Source organism: Vibrio sp. 03_296, assembly GCF_002265885.1.
Genome location: NZ_NPKW01000098.1, coordinates 46,174 through 65,104, shown reverse-complemented (window position 1 = coordinate 65,104; position 18,931 = coordinate 46,174). Strand labels below are relative to the sequence as shown.

At 47.9% G+C, this 18,931-nt stretch carries 13 protein-coding genes; 7 read left to right on the top strand and 6 right to left on the bottom strand.

Annotated elements, in window-relative coordinates:
* Window positions 1–62: 62 nt before the first annotated feature.
* On the top strand, window positions 63–1,277 hold the full coding sequence (locus CIK04_RS11995; protein ID WP_097352250.1) for an aromatic amino acid transporter: 1,215 nt from the start codon (window positions 63–65) through the stop codon (window positions 1,275–1,277).
* Between the two features lie 37 nt (window positions 1,278–1,314).
* On the opposite strand, the gene CIK04_RS11990 is transcribed toward CIK04_RS11995, so the two are convergent.
* Window positions 1,315–2,883: an ATP-binding cassette domain-containing protein gene (locus tag CIK04_RS11990; RefSeq protein WP_097352251.1), complete on the bottom strand. Its 1,569-nt coding sequence runs from the start codon at window positions 2,881–2,883 to the stop codon at window positions 1,315–1,317.
* Window positions 2,884–3,387: 504 nt separating this feature from the next.
* Between CIK04_RS11990 and CIK04_RS11985 the strand changes: the two genes are divergently transcribed.
* On the top strand, window positions 3,388–3,972 hold the full coding sequence (locus tag CIK04_RS11985) for a hypothetical protein (RefSeq protein WP_232708600.1): 585 nt from the start codon (window positions 3,388–3,390) through the stop codon (window positions 3,970–3,972).
* Window positions 3,973–4,153: 181 nt separating this feature from the next.
* Here CIK04_RS11985 and CIK04_RS11980 read toward each other — a convergent pair whose 3' ends face one another.
* On the bottom strand, window positions 4,154–5,485 hold the full coding sequence (locus CIK04_RS11980; RefSeq protein ID WP_176463326.1) for a ferric reductase-like transmembrane domain-containing protein: 1,332 nt from the start codon (window positions 5,483–5,485) through the stop codon (window positions 4,154–4,156).
* A 99-nt stretch (window positions 5,486–5,584) separates the two neighbouring features.
* Window positions 5,585–6,616 (bottom strand): LacI family DNA-binding transcriptional regulator, encoded by a 1,032-nt coding sequence (locus tag CIK04_RS11975; RefSeq protein WP_026050660.1) that lies wholly within the window; start codon window positions 6,614–6,616, stop codon window positions 5,585–5,587.
* A 245-nt stretch (window positions 6,617–6,861) separates the two neighbouring features.
* Here CIK04_RS11975 and CIK04_RS11970 point away from each other — a divergent pair, with 245 nt between their 5' ends.
* Genes CIK04_RS11970 through CIK04_RS11960 form a run of 3 tightly spaced genes read left to right on the top strand, consistent with a single transcriptional unit; the run spans window position 6,862 to window position 8,910 of the window.
* Entirely contained in the window at window positions 6,862–7,305 is a 444-nt protein-coding gene (locus tag CIK04_RS11970; protein WP_011081777.1) for a PTS sugar transporter subunit IIA, read from the top strand.
* Between the two features lie 51 nt (window positions 7,306–7,356).
* A complete protein-coding gene (locus CIK04_RS11965; protein WP_038940415.1) occupies window positions 7,357–7,644 on the top strand; it encodes a PTS sugar transporter subunit IIB in 288 nt (95 codons plus the stop codon).
* A gap of 9 nt (window positions 7,645–7,653) precedes the next feature.
* A complete protein-coding gene (locus tag CIK04_RS11960; RefSeq protein WP_017421557.1) occupies window positions 7,654–8,910 on the top strand; it encodes a PTS ascorbate transporter subunit IIC in 1,257 nt (418 codons plus the stop codon).
* Window positions 8,911–8,984: 74 nt separating this feature from the next.
* Here the strand turns inward: CIK04_RS11960 and def are convergent, their stop codons facing one another.
* Together def and CIK04_RS11950 are read right to left on the bottom strand one after the other, a co-directional pair.
* On the bottom strand, window positions 8,985–9,491 hold the full coding sequence (def, locus tag CIK04_RS11955) for a peptide deformylase (protein ID WP_017421556.1): 507 nt from the start codon (window positions 9,489–9,491) through the stop codon (window positions 8,985–8,987).
* A 173-nt stretch (window positions 9,492–9,664) separates the two neighbouring features.
* Complete coding sequence (locus CIK04_RS11950; protein WP_097352254.1) at window positions 9,665–13,402, bottom strand: M66 family metalloprotease; 3,738 nt, start codon at window positions 13,400–13,402, stop codon at window positions 9,665–9,667.
* A 497-nt stretch (window positions 13,403–13,899) separates the two neighbouring features.
* Here CIK04_RS11950 and CIK04_RS11945 point away from each other — a divergent pair, with 497 nt between their 5' ends.
* A complete protein-coding gene (locus CIK04_RS11945; RefSeq protein WP_026050658.1) occupies window positions 13,900–15,213 on the top strand; it encodes a hemolysin family protein in 1,314 nt (437 codons plus the stop codon).
* A gap of 133 nt (window positions 15,214–15,346) precedes the next feature.
* Here the strand turns inward: CIK04_RS11945 and CIK04_RS11940 are convergent, their stop codons facing one another.
* Window positions 15,347–16,867 carry an aldehyde dehydrogenase family protein gene (locus tag CIK04_RS11940; RefSeq protein ID WP_097352255.1) on the bottom strand — a complete coding sequence of 507 codons (1,521 nt, stop codon included), beginning with the start codon at window positions 16,865–16,867 and terminating at the stop codon, window positions 15,347–15,349.
* Between the two features lie 239 nt (window positions 16,868–17,106).
* Between CIK04_RS11940 and CIK04_RS11935 the strand changes: the two genes are divergently transcribed.
* Complete coding sequence (locus CIK04_RS11935; RefSeq protein ID WP_097352256.1) at window positions 17,107–18,876, top strand: sigma-54-dependent Fis family transcriptional regulator; 1,770 nt, start codon at window positions 17,107–17,109, stop codon at window positions 18,874–18,876.
* Window positions 18,877–18,931 lie beyond the last annotated feature (55 nt).

Sequence of the window (18,931 nt, the reverse complement as noted above, 5' to 3'; positions counted from 1 at the left end):
TTTTTGGCCAAAAAAAGATAACGATAGATTAAACAATAACGTGAAACTCAAGGATTATTATCATGTCAAAGCAACCCTCGTTAATTGGGGGAGCGTGCATTATTGCCAGCGTCTGTGTCGGCGCAGGAATGCTCGGCCTCCCCAGCGCAGGGGCTGGCGCGTGGACGCTCTGGTCTCTATTGGCTCTCACTCTTACCATGGTCGTCATGACTCTATCTGGTTGGCTGCTGCTCGAAGCTTTTAAACACTACGAACTGCGGGTTTCCTTCAATACCGTCACCAAAGATATGCTCGGCAACAAAGTAAACTGGTTCAACAATTTGATGGTTTACTTTGTAGGTGGCATTTTGCTGTACGCTTACATCACTTCTTCTGGTCTTATCTTGCAAGATGTTCTGCAAATAGACAGTAAAGTGGCCTCTGTCTTATTCGTTGCGGTATTCTCGGCCTTTGTTTGGCATTCAACACGCGCCGTTGACCGTATCTCGGTCATTCTCATTGTCTTTATGGTTCTCAGTTTTATCTTTGGCGTTTCAGGGTTAGCGATCAACGTCAAAACCTCCGTTTTATTCGATACCATCAATGAGAATGCAGATTACGCGCCCTACGCCATGGCGATGCTTCCCGTTGCTCTAACCTCTTTTGGTTATCACCATTCCGTCTCTTCTATGCGCTCTTATTACGGTGATGAACGAAAAGCCAAATACGCCATTCTTGGCGGAACGATTATTGCGCTTAGCCTCTATTTCTTATGGCTACTGAGCATCTTCGGCAACTTACCTCGCTCAGAGTTTGGCTCGGTGATAGAGCAAGGTGGTAATGTCGATGTGCTGCTAAAAGCACTGGGTTCGGTGATTGAATCAGAGAAGGTCTCGCACGCGATCAACGCATTCTCGATGGCGGCGATTCTCTCGTCTTTCATTGGTGTTGGATTAGGGGTGTTTGATTTCTTGGCTGATCTGTTTCAATTCAGCAACAGCAAAATGGGCAGAACGCAAACTTGGTTAGTCACCTTCCTTCCACCGTTGATCTTGTCGCTGCTGTTCCCATTTGGTTTCATCATTGCCATTGGTTATGCTGGCGCGGCGGCCACCGTCTGGGCATGTATCATCCCTGTACTTCTCGCCTACAAATCTCGTTCGATGGAGAATGGCTACCAAGGCTTTGTGGTACCAGGTGGCATATCGGTGCTCATTCTGGTTCTGGGTTTTGGTGTGTTAACCGCCATCTTCCATATGCTGGCCATGGCCAATATGCTGCCCGCATTTACGGGGTAAAGATAACGCCAGCCACCTCAAGGTGGCTGGCTTGTTGTTACAAATGCCAACTCCGCGTAATTTGCGCTTCAGCGACAAAATGATCGTCGTGACTCACCAAAATTAATGCGCCCTGGTAGCGGGCCAGCGCGTGGGCCAATGCCTGTTTGGATTCCAAATCGAGATGATTGTCCGGTTCATCCAACAGCAACAGAGGCTGGTTAGGTACATGGCTTACCATCAACATCGCCAATTTCATTTTCTCACCGCCACTCAGATGTGCCGCTTGCCGATCAACGCTATCTCGACGAAAACCGATACCAGCAAGCAACAGACGAGCCTCATTGGTAGTTATCCCAGAGCAAAAGTGAGTGAGATTTTCCAGCAAAGAGAGCTGAAGGTTGATGATTTGGTAGTGTTGGTCAAGATAAACCGCAGGCGCATAGCGGCAAATCTCACCACTGTATTCCTTATGTAGACCGGTCAACGCTTTCAGTAGCCTGCTTTTCCCCACGCCATTGGCACCAAACAAACGGTAGCGTTCTCCTTGTTTGAGCTGAAAGGAGAGAGGCGTGTGCGTAAGCCCTTGCGTTCGATAATCTTTCACATTCAGCAACGTCCTCTTTTTGTACTCATGCGTTTCAGACAAGTACAACTTTGGTTCTTCCTCTAGCACCAACTTCTGCTTTAAATTGTGTTGCAGATGCTGATTTCGCTTAAGTTGATTTTGCTCCTTGATGTTGGCGCTCGCGCGGCGATTTTCAGCGCTGTTTTTCATGCCGTCTGTCAATATTTTGGGTTGGCTACCTGACGTACGCTTTTTCTTACCCTGGCTTTCTCGCTTCTGCGCTTTCTCTTTGCTCTTTTGTATCTCGCGTTGTATTGCTTTTTGTTCACGTTGCAGATGATTGAGCTTGCGAGTCACCGCTTCTTGCTGCGCCTGCCACTGCTGCTGATATTGCGCATAGTGACCATCAAACCAGTGCAACCCTTCTGATGTCAAACGCACGACTCGATCCACCGCCATCAACAAAGCGCGATCATGGCTCACCAACAAGATTGGCCGCGACTCGAGCCTCATTTGCTCAATCAACCATTGTTTACCAATGTGGTCGAGATGATTACTCGGCTCATCAAGGATCAACACCTCGTTGTCCGCCAAAAACAAGCGCTTTAAAGTGAGCATCGCAAGCTGTCCACCGCTAAGTTGCTGACAACTGGCATCGAGGGGTTGCGTGATCCTAAGCTCATCAAGCAAAGCTTGCGTGGTGTGCTCAATCTGCCAATCTTCTTCCAGCTGTTCAAAATGAAGTGGATCCACACTGCCCTTTTCTATTTGCTTGAGGGCATTCAGTTTTTGACTGACACCAAGGTATTGCGCAATGGAGCCTTGTGGCTTTTGATCGGATGCTTGTTGCGAGTAGTAGCCAATTCGGCCATGAGCAACAACGTGACCTGATGTCGGCGTCCTTTGGCCGACCAGCAATTGCAGCAGGAGAGACTTACCCACACCATTTCGGCCTACCAACGCCGTTCGTCCCTCGGAAAGTTGAAAATCAAGATGGTGAAATAACCATTCACCGCTGTTTAATTGATAGCTCAGTTGCTGAGCGTGAATAACGGGCATAGAGACCCCCTTACGATTCAAAGAAAAGTAAGAAGTCAGTAGGCAAAATTACGAGCATCACGTGTGGCAACACAGGCATCAAGCAATGCATGACGCACAGATGGAATGAAAACTCATTTGAGAATAAAAAACGCAATAACGCCGACTAACTCCAAGAGCCGAATGAATAAAAATCATCGGAATGTAGGGAAGTTAGATGTTCATGTAGGCGTTATCTCCGCAAGAAAGGATGGCAAGAGGTTAACAATTGAACAAACGAGGTGTCAAGTGCAACTCATGAATCAATACACAACAAAAAGCTAAATAATGTAGTGCTAAAGCAATGATTAAAAACAAAATAATCAATAAGAATCTTTTTGTGATCATTGATAAGTATTTGATAAATCATAAATGCAACAAATGAGTGTTGTGGTATTTTCGCCCGCCTCTATGCAAATAAAATATACCTATTATTTCAATCGCATAGTTATTAAAAATACGTTAAATATCAATAAGGAAATTTGTGTGAAAAAGTTGGCATTATCTAAAGTTTTTCTGTTGGGCTTATTGGCCTCTTCGTATGCAAATGCGAACGTATTGACAGGAGTAGTCGGCATTGGATATGGCTTTGGAGGCGATAAACTGGGTGAAGGCGTTTTCGTCAATGGCGATAGCGATGATATAAAAGCGAACGAAGGTTTTTCGATCTTTGGCGGGGCGGATTTAGCGCTTCCACAAGACTTCTTGTTTCGTGGCACCCTAGGTTACAAGTTTGACACTATTGATGCGTCAAACGGTGATATCTCATTCAGCCGAGTTCCCGTTGAGTTCACAGTTTTCAAGAGCTTAAGCAACCACAAGTTAGGCGCAGGGTTTACCTATCACACCGCGGTTAGCTATGAGTGTGATGTCAGCGGGATCTGCAGTGGCGAAGTGGAATTCGATGATGCAGCAGGTTTGGTGGTGCAATATGAGTACGCATTTGCGCCTGGAGCTCTTGGCCAAATCGCAGTTGGTGCCAAATACACCAATATCGAGTATGAAGTATCCTCAACAGGTGAAACCTTTGACGGCAGTGGCTTCGATATTCACCTTACCGTTTTGTTCTAAAGACCATCGAAATCTAGACCAATAAATCGGTGTTAATCTGTGTTATTTAGGGAAGAGATGCCCTCTTCCCTTGTTTCTACGACGTTATCGTTATTTATCTCAATGGAAACGACGCGTGATTTTCAATATAAGCACCGTTTAAATCAACAAACGCAGCCATTTCAAGCTGCGTTTTCTCTTGTTAGCGCATCACAAACCATTCTTCGTGAAAGCGCTGGCGAATATCGACCCGATAGGGTTTTAGCGCTTGCTTTAAGGCATGCGAGAAGGCCACAGGTCCACAGAAGTAGAAATCATAGTCGCGCAGGTCACCGCATTGCTTAGCAATGTCTTCCGCAGTCAACAAAGGGGCCACGCTCGCATCGATAATGGTCAGTGAGGCGTGAGCAGCGTGCGCTTTACGCTTAAGTTCCTCACACATCTGCGGATCCACTTTCTGGCAACAGAAGAAAAGATGCACGCGCCGGGAATGTTCTATTGCGGCTAAGGCCTCTAAGCCGGCCATAAACGGGGCAATCCCGACCCCACCACCAATCCAGATCTGCGCTTTATTTGCTGAGAAATCAAACTGACCGTAAGGCCCTTCGATTTCAAGCTGCTCACCAACACGGATTCGATCGCGTAAACCCGTGGTAAAATCACCCAGTTCTTTAATGAGAAAACGCAGTTGATTGCCTTGCGTTGCACTAGCAATGGTGAAGGGATGAGGCTCTTCATCGGCAAATCGTAGATAGACAAACTGACCCGCTTTGTGCCCATTCCATCGGTTTTCAACCGTGACAGTCAAATCCAACGTTTGGCTATTCGGGCAATAATGAAGTCGAGTTACCTGGGCTGCATAGCGTGCTTTCTTGCCTATCAATCCAAATAAACTGTAGAGCGCCGCCAAACTTCCCACGCTTAAAAACAATAACGTGATCCAGTAGATAGGCGTGCCCAAATACGCTTTTTTCAGCAAAATAAAAGCGTGCGCAGCAATCAATAGGTAAGCTACTGGCATCAATTGGTGACTCAAGCGGAAGGATTTGTACTTAACCGCAGACCATAATGACACCACGACTAAGGCAATCAGCAGATAAAATCCCCACTCCCCCATCGCCATGGCAACAGGTTTCGCTTGTTTTAACCACACGCCCCATTCAGAAAGCTGGCCATGTGGGCCACTGCCATCGAAGCGAAGCGGTTTTTCCAGCAGCTCAAGAGAGATTAACCATTTAGGTAAATGGTAAGTAAACCAATGAAACACACCGAGCGATAAACCCACAATGCCAAGCCATTTATGGATCCGATACCCTTTGTCGATACCCTGAGTCCAACGCTCAATAGTGGCAAGGCGCAACGCAAGCAGCATAGCGGCTGAGAACATCATAAGTGCCAGAATACCGGAGTACTGAACAAGGGCTGAGCGCCATTGAAACACATTTTGTGAAGAGAGAAGCGAAGGCTCGGCTTGCAGCCACAAAAGCGTCATGATGGCGACGGCGATCCCTATCGATTGTTTTACTCTGTCCATAACCAAATCCACTTTATTTATAAGGTTATTTTAGAGTAACAATCCTAACGTAAAGCAACGTCGCCAGCATGTAAATTTGGGTAAAGGATGCGCTTGTTGTTACGACTTCACTTGCGTACTGGATCTGCGCTTGAGTCGAAAGCCTAAATCCGTCACTTCTTGAAAACGCTCACCTTTAATCGCATGGAGTAACTTCTCCGCTGCGCGTGTGCCCATATTATCGTAGTCGTATTCTGCACTGCTGATGCTGGGATAAGCGTGCTCAGCGAGCGTGGAACCTTCTAAACAGATGATCGCCATATCGCCCGGCACCTTGAGCACGCGGCGATGGCATTCAAACAGCGCCCCAATGGCAATTTCCTCATGGCTACACACCAGCGCGTCCAGCGTAGAATCACGCAACAGCAGCTTTGCCAAACCTTCAGCCCCTAATTGAGCCGATGGCGCCTCATGAGTGGTAAGAAAATGATCCGGCGTGAGGTAGTTTTCAATCATGGCACTTTGCCAACCATGCAATTTTCGTTGCAAAGTTGAGTGATTCCCACGCGCACCAATAAAGCCAATATTACGAAAACCTTGTTCTACCAAATGTTTGGTACAAACCTTGCCCACATCAAAGTGATCAACGCCAATGTTCATATAGCGAGGCTCGCTGCTCAGTTCCGCAATTTCAAGAACCTGCGTGTTGGCACTGTGCAAAAGTTGATGCGTGCGGTCACTGTGGCTGCTGCCAAACAACACCACCCCTGCCGGCCTATCTTCCAGAAACGTGCTGAGTAATTTTTCTTCTTGCTCTGTCGAATAATCGCTGTAACCCAGCAAGAGTTGGTAACCCGCCTTGTTGAGCGTGTGCTGAAAAGAGGGCAAAAACAGCGCACACGATTTCTCCACCAATGAAGGCAAAATCAGTGCTATCGAATAACTCTCTGCCGAAGCAAGTGCACCAGCAGCTTTATTGGGAATGTAGCCAAGCTCATCGACGACTTGTTGAATCTTATCTCGTAACTTATCTGAGACGAGTTCTGGTGTGCGCAATGCACGCGATACCGTCATGGTTCCTACGCCAGCTTTCTTGGCCACATCGGCTAGGGTGACGCTCCCTGTGCTTCTTCGTTTTCGAGGTTCGCTCATTGGATTAATTTTACTTATTTGCAGGCTGCGGCATCTTACCACAGAGGAGAGATGCTGAAGAGTGTAGCTTACGAAAGGTTGAACTCCAGCATATGAAACTCAATGTGTTAGCAAAAATGGTAGCGCTATCACACTTAATGATAGCGCTATCAGATAGCGCTATCATTTGTGATCACAATCTGGTTTTTATGCCAAAATCATCGTTAGAGTAGCGCCATCTCAGCAACAGAAATCGGAATACAACAATGCTAAGTGAACTGATTACCTCTGACGTTATTCGAGTCCACCCTCAAGCAACAGATTGGCAAGATGCGGTTCAAAAATCGTGTCAGGCACTCATTGATAATGGTGCAGTCGAAGCACGTTACGTCGACGCTATTTTTCGCTCACACCAAGAACTGGGGCCCTACTATGTGATTGGCCCGGGCATGGCCATGCCGCACGCTCGTCCAGAAGATGGCGTCAACCGCCTGGCGTTGGCGATCACCGTTATTCAACAAGGTGTTCATTTCGATTCTGAAGGTAATGATCCTGTAAAAATGCTGGTGACGCTTGCGGCTACCGACAGCAATAGCCATGTCGGGGCAATTGCAAAACTGGCAGAACTTTTTATGAATGAAGAGCATGTCGAACAGATTTGCCAAGCTCAAACTCCTGACGATGTCCTAGCGGTCATCAAGAACTATTAACTCCTGTCTATACCCCTATATAGATTTAAATAAACAATAAGGTACAGAATGATGAAAATTATGGTTGTTTGCGGTCATGGTTTAGGCACTAGCCTAATGATGGAAATGAGTATTAAAGCGATTGTTAAAGATCTGAATGTCGACGCTGCCGTTGATCATATTGATCTGGGCAGTGCCAAAGGCACCGATTGCGACATCTTTATCGGCACTAACGACATCACCGATCAGTTAAAATCTCTGGGTGTAGAACCTAAGATTGTCAGCCTAGATAACATGGTAGATAAAGTGGCGATGAAAGATCGCTTATCTGCTGCACTTCAAGAACTTGGCGCACTTTAAGGGGGCGTTATGGAATTCTTCCGTTTCTTAATGAATGACGTTCTATCAGAACCTGCCGTTTTGGTGGGCCTGATTGCACTCATCGGCCTAATCGCACAGAAAAAGCCTGTCACCGAGTGTATCAAAGGTACAGTTAAAACCATCTTAGGTTTTATCGTGCTTGGCGCAGGTGCTGGCTTGGTCGTAAGCTCACTCGGCGATTTTGCCACTATTTTCCAACAAGCATTTGGCATCACAGGTGTTGTTCCTAACAACGAAGCCATCGTGTCGATTGCACAAGAAGCCTTTGGTAAAGAGATGGCGATGATCATGTTCTTTGCCATGTTGGTGAATATTCTGATTGCTCGCTTTACGCCGTGGAAATTCATTTTCTTGACGGGTCACCACACTTTGTTTATGTCGATGATGGTTGCCGCCATCCTTTCTTCTAGCGGTATGAGTGGCGTTCCTCTGATTGCTCTGGGTTCACTGGTCGTGGGCGCTGTGATGGTGTTCTTCCCTGCGATTGCACACAAGTACATGAAACAAGTGACGGGTTCAGACGACGTTGCAATTGGCCACTTCTCCACACTTTCTTACGTGTTGGCTGGCTTTATCGGCAGCAAATTTGGTAACAAAGAACACTCGACTGAAGAGATGAACGTACCAAAGAGCCTGCTGTTCTTGCGTGACACGCCAGTGGCGATCTCGTTTACCATGGGCATCATTTTTATGGTGACTTGTCTCTTCGCTGGCGGTGACTTTGTGCGTGAAGTGAGCGGCGGTAAACATTGGTTTATGTTCGCGCTGATGCAATCCATCACGTTTGCCGGTGGTGTGTACGTTATCCTGCAAGGTGTGCGTATGGTGATTGCGGAAATCGTACCTGCGTTCAAAGGCATCTCGGACAAACTCGTACCGAATGCTAAACCTGCGCTAGATTGCCCAGTGGTTTTCCCTTACGCCCCGAATGCAGTATTGGTGGGTTTCCTATCAAGTTTTGCTGCGGGTTTGCTTGGCATGTTCCTACTGTACGTAATGGGCTTAACCGTGATTATTCCAGGTGTGGTTCCACACTTCTTCGTTGGTGCAGCGGCTGGGGTATTTGGTAACGCCACCGGTGGTCGCCGTGGCGCAATCCTAGGGGCTTTTGCCCAAGGTCTGCTGATCACCTTCCTGCCTGTCTTCCTGATGCCAGTACTGGGTGATCTTGGCTTTGCCAACACCACCTTCAGTGACGCGGACTTCGGTGCTGTCGGTATTCTACTTGGTCTGATTGTGCGTTAAGCCATTCTTAATCCGATAAAAACCAATAAAAAGCCGCTTCAAGATAAGCGGCTTTTTCATTTTTCATCACACAATTAGCGAGCACGAAGCTTGTTGTGTTTTTTCACTTTTTTCATCGCCATTTGCTGCTTCAGTGGCGACAAGTAGTCGATGAAGAGATTACCAGAAAGATGGTCAATCTCGTGTTGCATCACGATCGCGAGAAACTCGCTGGTTTCGATTCGCAACTCTTTACCGTTACGATCAAGCGCTTCCACAACCACAGAAGTGTAACGCTCAACATCGGCGTAGTAGTCAGGAACAGACAAACAGCCTTCTTGACCCATTTCTTTGTTGCTGCCACTCACCACTTTTGGGTTCACCAGCACTAATGGCTCATCGCGATTTTCAGACAGGTCAATCACCACAATCGCTTCTTCGCGGCCAACTTGCGGTGCAGCTAAGCCCACCCCATTGTCTGTAGCGTAAAGTGTGTCTAGCAGATCATCGATCAGAGTTTGTACCGCAGCCACATCGGTGACTTGCTTTGATTCAACGCGTAGACGTGGATCGGGTGCAGTTAAAATGTCTAAAACAGCCATGAGTTCCTTAAATCATCAATTGAGTAAAAATAACGCGGCGTAAGATAGTGTTTTCTCTCCACGTTGTAAACCTAAGGTTAGCATCAATGCCCAGTTTTCCTTATTCTTGAGCTTAAAATGAGGAAAGCCAGTCAATTCGACTGGCTTGATTACGTGAGTGGTGATTATTTAGATCAAAACTGCCCTAAATATTCCCATTGATGGTTGGTGGCATTGCCATCGGTCGGCCAAGGGAAATAACCATAACTCTCGGTTTTTAGGCGATAGTAATGATAACCACCACGGAAAGCGTACTGATAAATATCGTTCACTTTGCCACGTTGCCCATGGCTGCCCCATTCGCCCATGACCTCTTGCTGATGCCATTGCAGCACGGCACGTTCAAAACTCGCTAAATCACGATTGAGCTCATCCAGATAAGCTTGAATGGTGCTGTCAGTACCGAGGAAATACCAATCTTGATTGGTTTCACCGTTGGTTGGGAATGCGTCACCTTCACCCGGGCGTTTCTGGATAAAGTAGTGATTTTCACCGTCAACCTGCCCCACAAAGACAGCGCTGTTCATGGTTTGCCATGTGGTGGCAGTGCGTTCATCCCAACTCATCAGACGCGACAAGCCAAAATAACTGGTCACTTTTACTTCTACTGCACTCTCTGAACTACGGTCGAACTGCAGTGGATTGAAGGCAAAATTGATATGCTCTTCTGCCGAACCGAGGTATTTCCAATCTTGGTTGTCGGTTTGATCAACTGGGAATGCCCCTGCATCTTGCTGGCGCATCACAAAGTAGTCTCGCGTTCCAAGCTCTGGATTAAGGAAAACATACAGTGCACCTGCGCGACGTTCAGAATGAGTCACGCCGTTATTCAACGTACCACGACCATAGTACTCAGCAACGTACGCATCAAATTGTGCGATGGTAGCAAAATCGACATTCAACAACGCTTGGTTTTCGGCAAACGTAGGTGTGGTGTCGACCACTTGGCTGTAGCCATATTCCTGACCAATGATGATCGGCCCTTTCAATTGATCAATTGGCGGGTTTTGATCCGGCGTCAAATGCGCGATTTGTGTTTCGCCATTGGCATCCGCACAGCTCAATGCCACCGATGTTGGTACACCGTTATCCATCGGCAAGTTAACATGGAACTTGTTACTTTCATTGACACTATGACGAGAGGCATTGAGAAGCACTCGCTCACTGGCACCATTTGCAAACTCAACATCTAACTGACACTGACCTTGCGTCTGGTAGTTAGGGCGCAGTACTTCATCACCACGTAGAGCGTAGCGCCATGTTTTCCCGTATTTGTGCATAACCCCTGAAATTTGCTGGCAATAACTACCAACAACAAAGCCAGCACCGTCATGATCATTACCGCTCTTGTTCAGAGTGCAGAGCTCAACGTCACCGATTTCTGGCGTTGGCGCGTAAGTGACGGCACCAACACCATACTTAGACAACAGCTCGTAATCTGCAGGCGCCGATTGCATATCGCGATTGACATGCCATTGCATATCAAGACCAGTGCCACATCGGTTGGTTTGTGGAATCACCCCACCGACAAACACCGCGCTATCGCCGTTGGCAGATTGGTAAGTAAATTTACAAACGCGTTGTTGCTCGCCATTGATTCGAAGCGTTTGCCAAACATTGCTGGCAATCTGCTCAGGGGTTAAATCAGCGACGGCTTGCCAACCTTCTGGCTGAAATTCTCCTTGCTCTGACCGCGGCAATTCAAACACGTTACCGTAGTTCGAGTACACCGGTGGATAAACTTGGCTTGGGTTGATATTAAGTGGGTCGTAAATTCCCAACAGCGTCACCACAGGCACACCCGTTTGTTGCGGTTTTGGCGTGTCGGTCTCGACCGTTTGATAACGCTGCGCTGCTTGATCCCACTGCACATAGCCACTTGGGCTACTGCTATCAAGGTTGAAACCACTGTTCATCCAACGCTGCGCTTTGCGCGACTGTGCTGGATGCTCAAGGGTAAAGCGGCTAATCGTACCAACATACTCTTGCTCACCGCCGTTTTGAGCATCAACGAGGAAACGGAACGCATCTTTGAATGGCGGAACAATGTCATCACCTTGTTGCTGTGTATACACACTGCCTTTCCAATGCAGGTTGCCGATAAAACGTTGATGGAAAGCATCCCATCCCCAGCCTGATTCCATATCGTGAATCGACGCCATATACGGCCAGTGCCCCAGCCCATAATTGTGGCCAAGTTCATGTGACCATTCGTTGCCCGTGGTCGCTTCTAGCGTGACAATGCCACCACCACCACTGCCACCATGCACCACCACTTGGGGTAGATCGGTGTCTTTTTTGGTGTAAACACCCACGTTGGTATGGGCGGTGATGTGATTAAAGCGACGATTGTACTGCTGGGTATAACCTGCGCTAGTCAAAATACCCACGTTGGCATTGTTAATGCCAATCGATACCATGGCTTTACCAATCGCTTCGCGCATATCGCCACTGTGCCAACCACCTGTGCTGGCGCTTTTATCGGTGTACACCACGCCGTTTGGCATCGTCACAATCGGGAAATGCGCTGGCGTGTAATCGGCCATCACCAACTTGGAGGCCGGGATTTTCTGGAAGTAATCCGCCGCAAGCGTCGGTAAGTTTTGGATCATGGTATTGCGATTACGCGGCTCAATAAGCATGCCCATGTCGATGTTTTGAATCACCAACTCTGGTGCGCCACCAAATTGGATCTCTCCTTGGCTTAGTACCCCTTCTCGGCCTAAGTTGTCGGTCAAGCGCAGCGATAGACCCGGCTTCATCCAGTTCCATTGCAGTGGCAGCGACCAAGCATGATGAGAGAAGACCACTTTCATACGTCCATTATCAGGCTGATCCGATGCAGCCAGAGCACTTGGCGGCAGCATCAAGCTGCTGTGGACCACCTCGCCATCAAGGAGTACTTCAGCACGTATTTGGTTGATCTCTTCGCCTTGCGAAGACGTGAAGAGCAGCATCGCGTCACGATTCATGATCACATCCAAATGGCCTTGCCCCGTCAGTTCATTGCCATTTGGTGCCACCGAAGTGTGCGTTTGCGTGATGCCCAAACCGCCTTCTAAACTGCCTTGCAAATGGTTCGGGGTTGGGATCTCATCGGCAAAACCAACACGAGAGGCTTGAGTGGTGAAACGCACTAACTGTGGCTCAGCACAATCCACCGAATTGCAAGAGCGCAGCGCCACTTCATATTGTGTTTCAGGCTTGAGCCCGCCGATAAAAAAGCCCGCAGAGACAGCGTCATAGCGGCGAGCATCTTCTTCATCACTTAAGTTGGTTAACGTGAGTGTCACCTTGTCTGACGGGTTTTGACCTAGCCAATCAAAAGAGGCACCGAGATCAGACACGCTCGATACCGTCAACGAAGTCAGACTCGGTTTAACCAGCTCGCCACAATCGTTGGTTTCCGTGCGATAGGTAACATCGCGCTCCCATGCGTAACTGCCATCGTTATTTTTTGAGCCATGTGCCGCTGGTATGTATTCAACAAAACAGCCCTGTTCATCCGATTCATAAACGCCAAACTCGCGGCTCATAAGATAGAAGCCACCGTTGTACATCATGAACTCCCAACTCTCATCCACAAAGTCGATCACATTACGATAAGGCGTGTCGTCACCTCCTTGGTAAGGGAGGAATGGGAACTTAATATCATTTTTATAGCTTAAACGGTATTCCACATCTTTATAGGTAATCCAGCGCTCCCCATCACGCTCAAACACGCCTTCTCCGCGTTCAGCCATCGCTTTGATCGATTCCAAACGCTCGACGGTTTTCTCTCCGATCTGTACCAGCGTCAACTCAGGTTGCGCCCACACAGCGGTGCTTCCCAATAGCCCCGCTATGAGAAGTGTCAGTGGTTTTTTCTTCATGATTGGCTTATCTCATTATTATTTGAATAGATTGAGCCCAAATTTAGGCAACACTAACCCACAACATTTCTCTAAAAATCTAAGAAATATTGTTATTAATAAGTAGGTTAGGATTTAATTATCATTTATGAGACAAGCAATTTAAAAATGAAGATTGAACGGAATGAGAGTGCAGTTCCAAAATGCCATACTGAAAAGATTCAATATGAGAGGTTCAGTCAATAATTCAGTGGATTTATAAATATTCAACAATTCAATAATTTAGATGATTTTTACCCACAAAAATCACCGTGAGAAATGGGTGAGCAGCTTCATCTCTTCCCGGCTTAGGTATAGAATATCAGAGCCGAGGCGAACTCGAACCAATAAGCAGAAACAGCCTGTATCTCGCTTGCTGAGTATCCCGTCCGAACCTCTCATTTGTTTAGCAGACAAACCACGCCCTTTCTCTCCCATTCATTCGGTGTGGTAACCCTGAAGAAAACTTGGAAACTAACATGAGTCTATTTGAGAATCTCTCAATCATCTTTGCCCTGATCTTATCCAGCTGCTTTTTCTCTATGTCAGAAATTGCACTTGCCGCCGCCAGAAAAATTCGCTTAAAGCAGTTTTCTGACGAAGGAGATGAGCGCGCAACCAAAGTGCTTGAACTGCAAGCCAATCCGGGTAACTTCTTCACCGTGGTGCAAATTGGCCTTAACGCTGTGGCCATCATGGGCGGTATTGTGGGTGAGTCTGCCTTCACGCCTTACATCAAAGCCGCTCTTGACGGTGTTGTCCCAGCAGCTTGGTTGGCACAGGTGAGTTTCTTCCTCTCCTTCTTTTTAGTCACCAGCATGTTTATTTTGTTTGCCGACTTAATGCCCAAGCGCATCGCTATGGCGGTGCCAGAAAAAATCGCCATGACCTTGGTCGGCCCGATGTTGGTCTGCATTTCCATTCTCAAGCCATTTATTTTTGTCTTTAACGGCTTAGCCAACCTGATTTTCCAACTGCTGAGCATTCCTGCCGAGCGCAACGACGACATTACCTCTGACGATATTTATGCAGTGATGGATGCAGGCGCTGAGGCGGGCGTGCTTGATCGCGGCGAACAAAAAATGATGGAAAGCGTGTTTGAGATGCAGTCGGTGCCCGTCACCTCTGCCATGACGCCACGCGAAAGCCTGACCTTCCTTTCGCTTGAAGACGATGAAGAGACGCTGAGAAAGAAGATCGCCGAAGATCCTCACCACAAGTTTCTGGTGTGTGATGGTCAACTCGATGCCATCAAAGGGTACATCGATTCCAAAGAACTGCTTACTCGTTTAATTAACGGTCATACATTAAACGTCAAAGACAGCAGCATGGTGCAGAGCTGCCCGATTATTCCTGACACTTTGAGCCTTTCAGAAGCGTTAGATTACTTTAAAAATACCCGCGCGGACTTTGCCGTGATCATGAACGAATATGCGCTGGTGCTCGGTATTGTCACTTTTAACGATCTGCAAAGTGCGGTGATGGGGACCTGGGTGCTGGCCGAAGGCGAAGAACAAATCGTTGCACGCGACCCGAACTCTTGGTTAGTGGACGGTGTTACGCCAATTACCGATGTGATGCGAGCACTCAATATCAACGAGTTTCCACATCCACAAAACTACGAAACCATTGCCGGTTTTATGATGTACATGCTGAGAAAGATCCCACGCAGAACGGATGCCATCATTTACTCTGGTTACAAGTTCGAAGTGGTGGACATTGATAACTACAAAGTTGACCAACTGCTGGTCACCCGTGTGGAAGTGGAGGCTCATCCAAGCCACGAGGAATAACGTCAACACTCACAACCCATTTCATCAGCCATTGCCCTTCGCTTTGGCTGATTTTTTATCTGGGGTAAATACCACAATAAGAAAGAAGCCCCAATCGTCAGGGGCTTCTTGGTCGTATAAAATGCCAGTTCGCTTAGAAGAAACCTAACGGATTCACATCGTAGCTAATCAGCAAGTTTTTGGTATTTTGGTAGTGATTTAGCATCATCTTGTGAGTTTCACGACCAATGCCCGATTTTTTGTAACCACCGAATGCGGCGTGTGCAGGATATGCGTGGTAGCAGTTGATCCAAATCCGGCCCGCTTCAATGTTACGCCCCATGCGATAGGCTAGGTTTTGATCGCGAGTCCACACGCCAGCGCCTAAACCATACTCAGTGTCGTTGGCAATGGCCAGCGCTTCATCTTCGTCTTTAAAGGTTGTCACCGCGATCACCGGGCCAAAAATCTCTTCTTGGAACACACGCATTTTGTTGTGACCTTGCAGCAAAGTCGGCTGGATGTAGTAACCGGTCGCTAGATCGTTTTCTTGCTTGGCAATCTCACCACCAAACACCACTTTTGCCCCTTCTTGGCGACCGATTTCCAAGTAGCTCAATATCTTATCAAACTGCTCTTGCGACGCTTGGGCGCCAACTTGAGTGTCGGTATCGAGCGGGTTGCCCTGTTTGATGCTCTTGGCACGCTCCGCCACTTTGGCAATGAACTGATCATAAATCGACTCATGAACCAGCACGCGTGAGGGGCAAGTACACACTTCACCTTGGTTGAAGAAGGCAAGTAACGTGCCCTCAATGCATTTGTCCAGATAAGCATCTTCATGATCAAACACATCAGGAAAGTAGATGTTTGGCGACTTACCGCCGAGTTCGACCGTCGATGGAATCAAGCTTTCCGCCGCGCATTTGAGTATGTGATTACCCACTTCGGTTGAACCCGTAAACGCCAGTTTGGCAATGCGATTACTGGTTGCTAGAGCTTGGCCTGCTTCTGCGCCAAAGCCGTTAACCACGTTCACTACACCAGCTGGAATGAGATCACCAATCTTTTCCATCAGCACCAGAATTGAGGTCGGCGTTTGCTCTGCTGGTTTAAGAACCACGCAGCAGCCCGCCGCTAACGCTGGTGCCAGTTTCCATGCCGCCATGAGCATTGGGAAGTTCCAAGGAATGATCTGCCCAACCACACCAATCGGCTCTGGGAAATGGTAGCTCGCGGTATTGGCATCCAGCTCCGCAGCGCTGCCTTCTTGCGCACGAATACACCCGGCGAAATAGCGGAAGTGATCAACCACCAGCGGTAAATCTGCCGCCAGCGTTTCACGCACAGGTTTGCCGTTTTCCCACGTTTCTGCCACCGCCAACTCTTCGAGATGCGCTTCAATGCGATCAGCGATTTTCAGCAAGATATTGGCACGCTCCGTCACGCTGGTTTTTGCCCATTGATAACGAACGCTGTGCGCCGCATCCAAGGCCAAGTTAATGTCTGCCGCGTTTGAGCGAGCCACTTTACAATAAGCCTGGCCGTTAACAGGTGAAATATTATCGAAATATTCACCGCTCACCGGTTTCACCCACTCCCCGCCAATGTAGTTGTCATAGTGGCTTTTGAAATTCACGACAGCGTTGTCACTACCTGGTTGTGCATAAATCATAACTCGTCCTTTTGTTGCTCGTTTGGTTTAAAACGCAGCGTCGAATTGCGCTACTTCACGTCACCTATAACGCAAGTCACAGGCCAGAAACACAACGCTTGTTGTTAATTAAATGTAAAACTATGATTACCAAACGATAACAACTTGGGTTTGTCAAGAATGGAACGACGAGTGGCGTGATACGCGCTGTTCAACTGTTCCAAATTGGTACACCCAAACTGTGGCAAAATGGAACAGTCATGCAACTTCAACATGTTAGCAAACCCAACTGGCTGATGAACTCTTGGGACAGAAGCGAACAGGCGGGTTTGAAAGAGCGTCGCCTCCCCGAGGATGTGCGCATTTCCCCCGCGATGCTCAAAGATCGACGCCAGCAACATCACGCGTTAATCGATGCGATCACTCAATTTGCTTTGCCGTTGTTTAACCAACTGTTTGCCCACAGTGATAGCCGTTTGATTCTGACCGACAACCAAGGCGTGATCATCGGCAGTTGGGGACAACCCAAGTTTCGTGAAAAACTCACCGAGATCGCGTTGAGCTCCGGCGCCTGTTGGCAAGAACGATTGAAAGGCACCAACGCCATTGGCACCGCCCTAGTTGAAGCCAAACCCGTCACCGTGGTGGGGGATGAGCATTACATCCAGCGCCATCGCTTTATCAGTTGCTCTGCAAGCCCATTGTTTGATCACAAAGGCAATCTGGTGGGCATTTTGGACATCACCAGCGAACAGCAAAAACATGATCTGTCTACACAGGTGTTGGTACAAAACATGGTGCAGTTGGTGGAAAACCAATTATTGAATCAAGTTCCAGAAGGGCATTTTCGTGTGGATCTGGCTTGTGAAAAATCGTTGTTGAACAGTGGCTGGCAAGGCATTCTCATTGCGGATGAATCCGGTCAAGTGGTGGCGCACAACCAAGTGGCAGGGCAACTTCTGGCCAAACAGCAGGTGGTTGGGGAATCATTAGACGCCATTTTGCAATCGCAGCAGAGCCATTCTCCTCTGTTTTTTGAAACCAAAACCTTGCAGGCAAAACGCCCTCGTAGCCGCGCGTTAAGCCCTTCCAGCGATCTTCATTTTGGTGATGCCACTGTCGAGCACTGTTGGCAACAAGCCAATCGTGTGATTGATAAAGACATTAGCTTACTGATCCTTGGTGAAACAGGCGTGGGCAAAAATGAATTTGTCAAAGCGCTGCACAAAAATAGCCAGCGTAAACAAGGACCATTAGTCTGCGTCAATTGTGGCGCCCTGCCGAAAGATCTGATTGAGTCGGAACTGTTTGGCTACGTCGCTGGGGCATTTACTGGCGCCAGTAGCAAAGGGTATCAAGGCAAGATCCGCCAAGCGGATAAAGGGATCTTATTTCTTGATGAGATTGCCGATCTGCCATTGGATGCGCAAAGCCGATTACTGCATGTGCTGCAAGACAAAACCGTATTGCCGATTGGCTCTAACCAAACATGGCAGGTGGATACCCAAATTATCGCTGCCACACATAAAGATCTCGAACAACTCGTGCAGCTCGGCCTGTTCCGTCAAGATCTCTACTATCGTCTCAATGGTTTGATCATTGAGCTGCCCCGTTTTGCCAAACGTGACGATAAAAGCGCACTCATTGAGCATATCCATCGACGTTACGCGCAAGAACATCAAGATATCTGTTCACACCTGATGACGCTACTGTTGCACTATGCATGGCCCGGTAATTTGCGCGAATTGGACAGCTTATTGAAAGTCGCCACCTTAATGGCGCAAGGTGAGCCTTCAGTGTCTTTGGCTCATGTGCCTGCGCATCTAGCTCAAAAACTGGGGCAACTTATAGAACCTGATGCCACAGAGAAAGAAGTCAAAGACCTACGCTCAACAGTGGATGAGTCGTTAGTGAAGACCTACCAGGCGACGCAAGGCAATATCAGCCAAACCTCGCGATTGCTCGGCATCAGCCGCAACACCATTTATCGTAAACTCAAAAGCTTAGGGATGATTAAGTCAGCGAGATAATCGAGACACCCAAACAGCCATCGCCACGAGCTCAGCCACCAAAGGGTTAAGTCGC

Excerpts from the sequence above, each read along its gene's own strand:
- CIK04_RS11995 (WP_097352250.1), top strand. The coding sequence starts at position 63 with ATGTCAAAGCAACCCTCGTTAATTGGGGGAGCGTGCATTATTGCCAGC.
- CIK04_RS11990 (WP_097352251.1), bottom strand. The coding sequence starts at position 2,883 with ATGCCCGTTATTCACGCTCAGCAACTGAGCTATCAATTAAACAGCGGT.
- CIK04_RS11980 (WP_176463326.1), bottom strand. The coding sequence starts at position 5,485 with ATGGACAGAGTAAAACAATCGATAGGGATCGCCGTCGCCATCATGACG.
- CIK04_RS11975 (WP_026050660.1), bottom strand. The coding sequence starts at position 6,616 with ATGAGCGAACCTCGAAAACGAAGAAGCACAGGGAGCGTCACCCTAGCC.
- CIK04_RS11970 (WP_011081777.1), top strand. The coding sequence starts at position 6,862 with ATGCTAAGTGAACTGATTACCTCTGACGTTATTCGAGTCCACCCTCAA.
- CIK04_RS11965 (WP_038940415.1), top strand. The coding sequence starts at position 7,357 with ATGAAAATTATGGTTGTTTGCGGTCATGGTTTAGGCACTAGCCTAATG.
- CIK04_RS11960 (WP_017421557.1), top strand. The coding sequence starts at position 7,654 with ATGGAATTCTTCCGTTTCTTAATGAATGACGTTCTATCAGAACCTGCC.
- def (WP_017421556.1), bottom strand. The coding sequence starts at position 9,491 with ATGGCTGTTTTAGACATTTTAACTGCACCCGATCCACGTCTACGCGTT.
- CIK04_RS11950 (WP_097352254.1), bottom strand. The coding sequence starts at position 13,402 with ATGAAGAAAAAACCACTGACACTTCTCATAGCGGGGCTATTGGGAAGC.
- CIK04_RS11945 (WP_026050658.1), top strand. The coding sequence starts at position 13,900 with ATGAGTCTATTTGAGAATCTCTCAATCATCTTTGCCCTGATCTTATCC.
- CIK04_RS11940 (WP_097352255.1), bottom strand. The coding sequence starts at position 16,867 with ATGATTTATGCACAACCAGGTAGTGACAACGCTGTCGTGAATTTCAAA.
- CIK04_RS11935 (WP_097352256.1), top strand. The coding sequence starts at position 17,107 with ATGCAACTTCAACATGTTAGCAAACCCAACTGGCTGATGAACTCTTGG.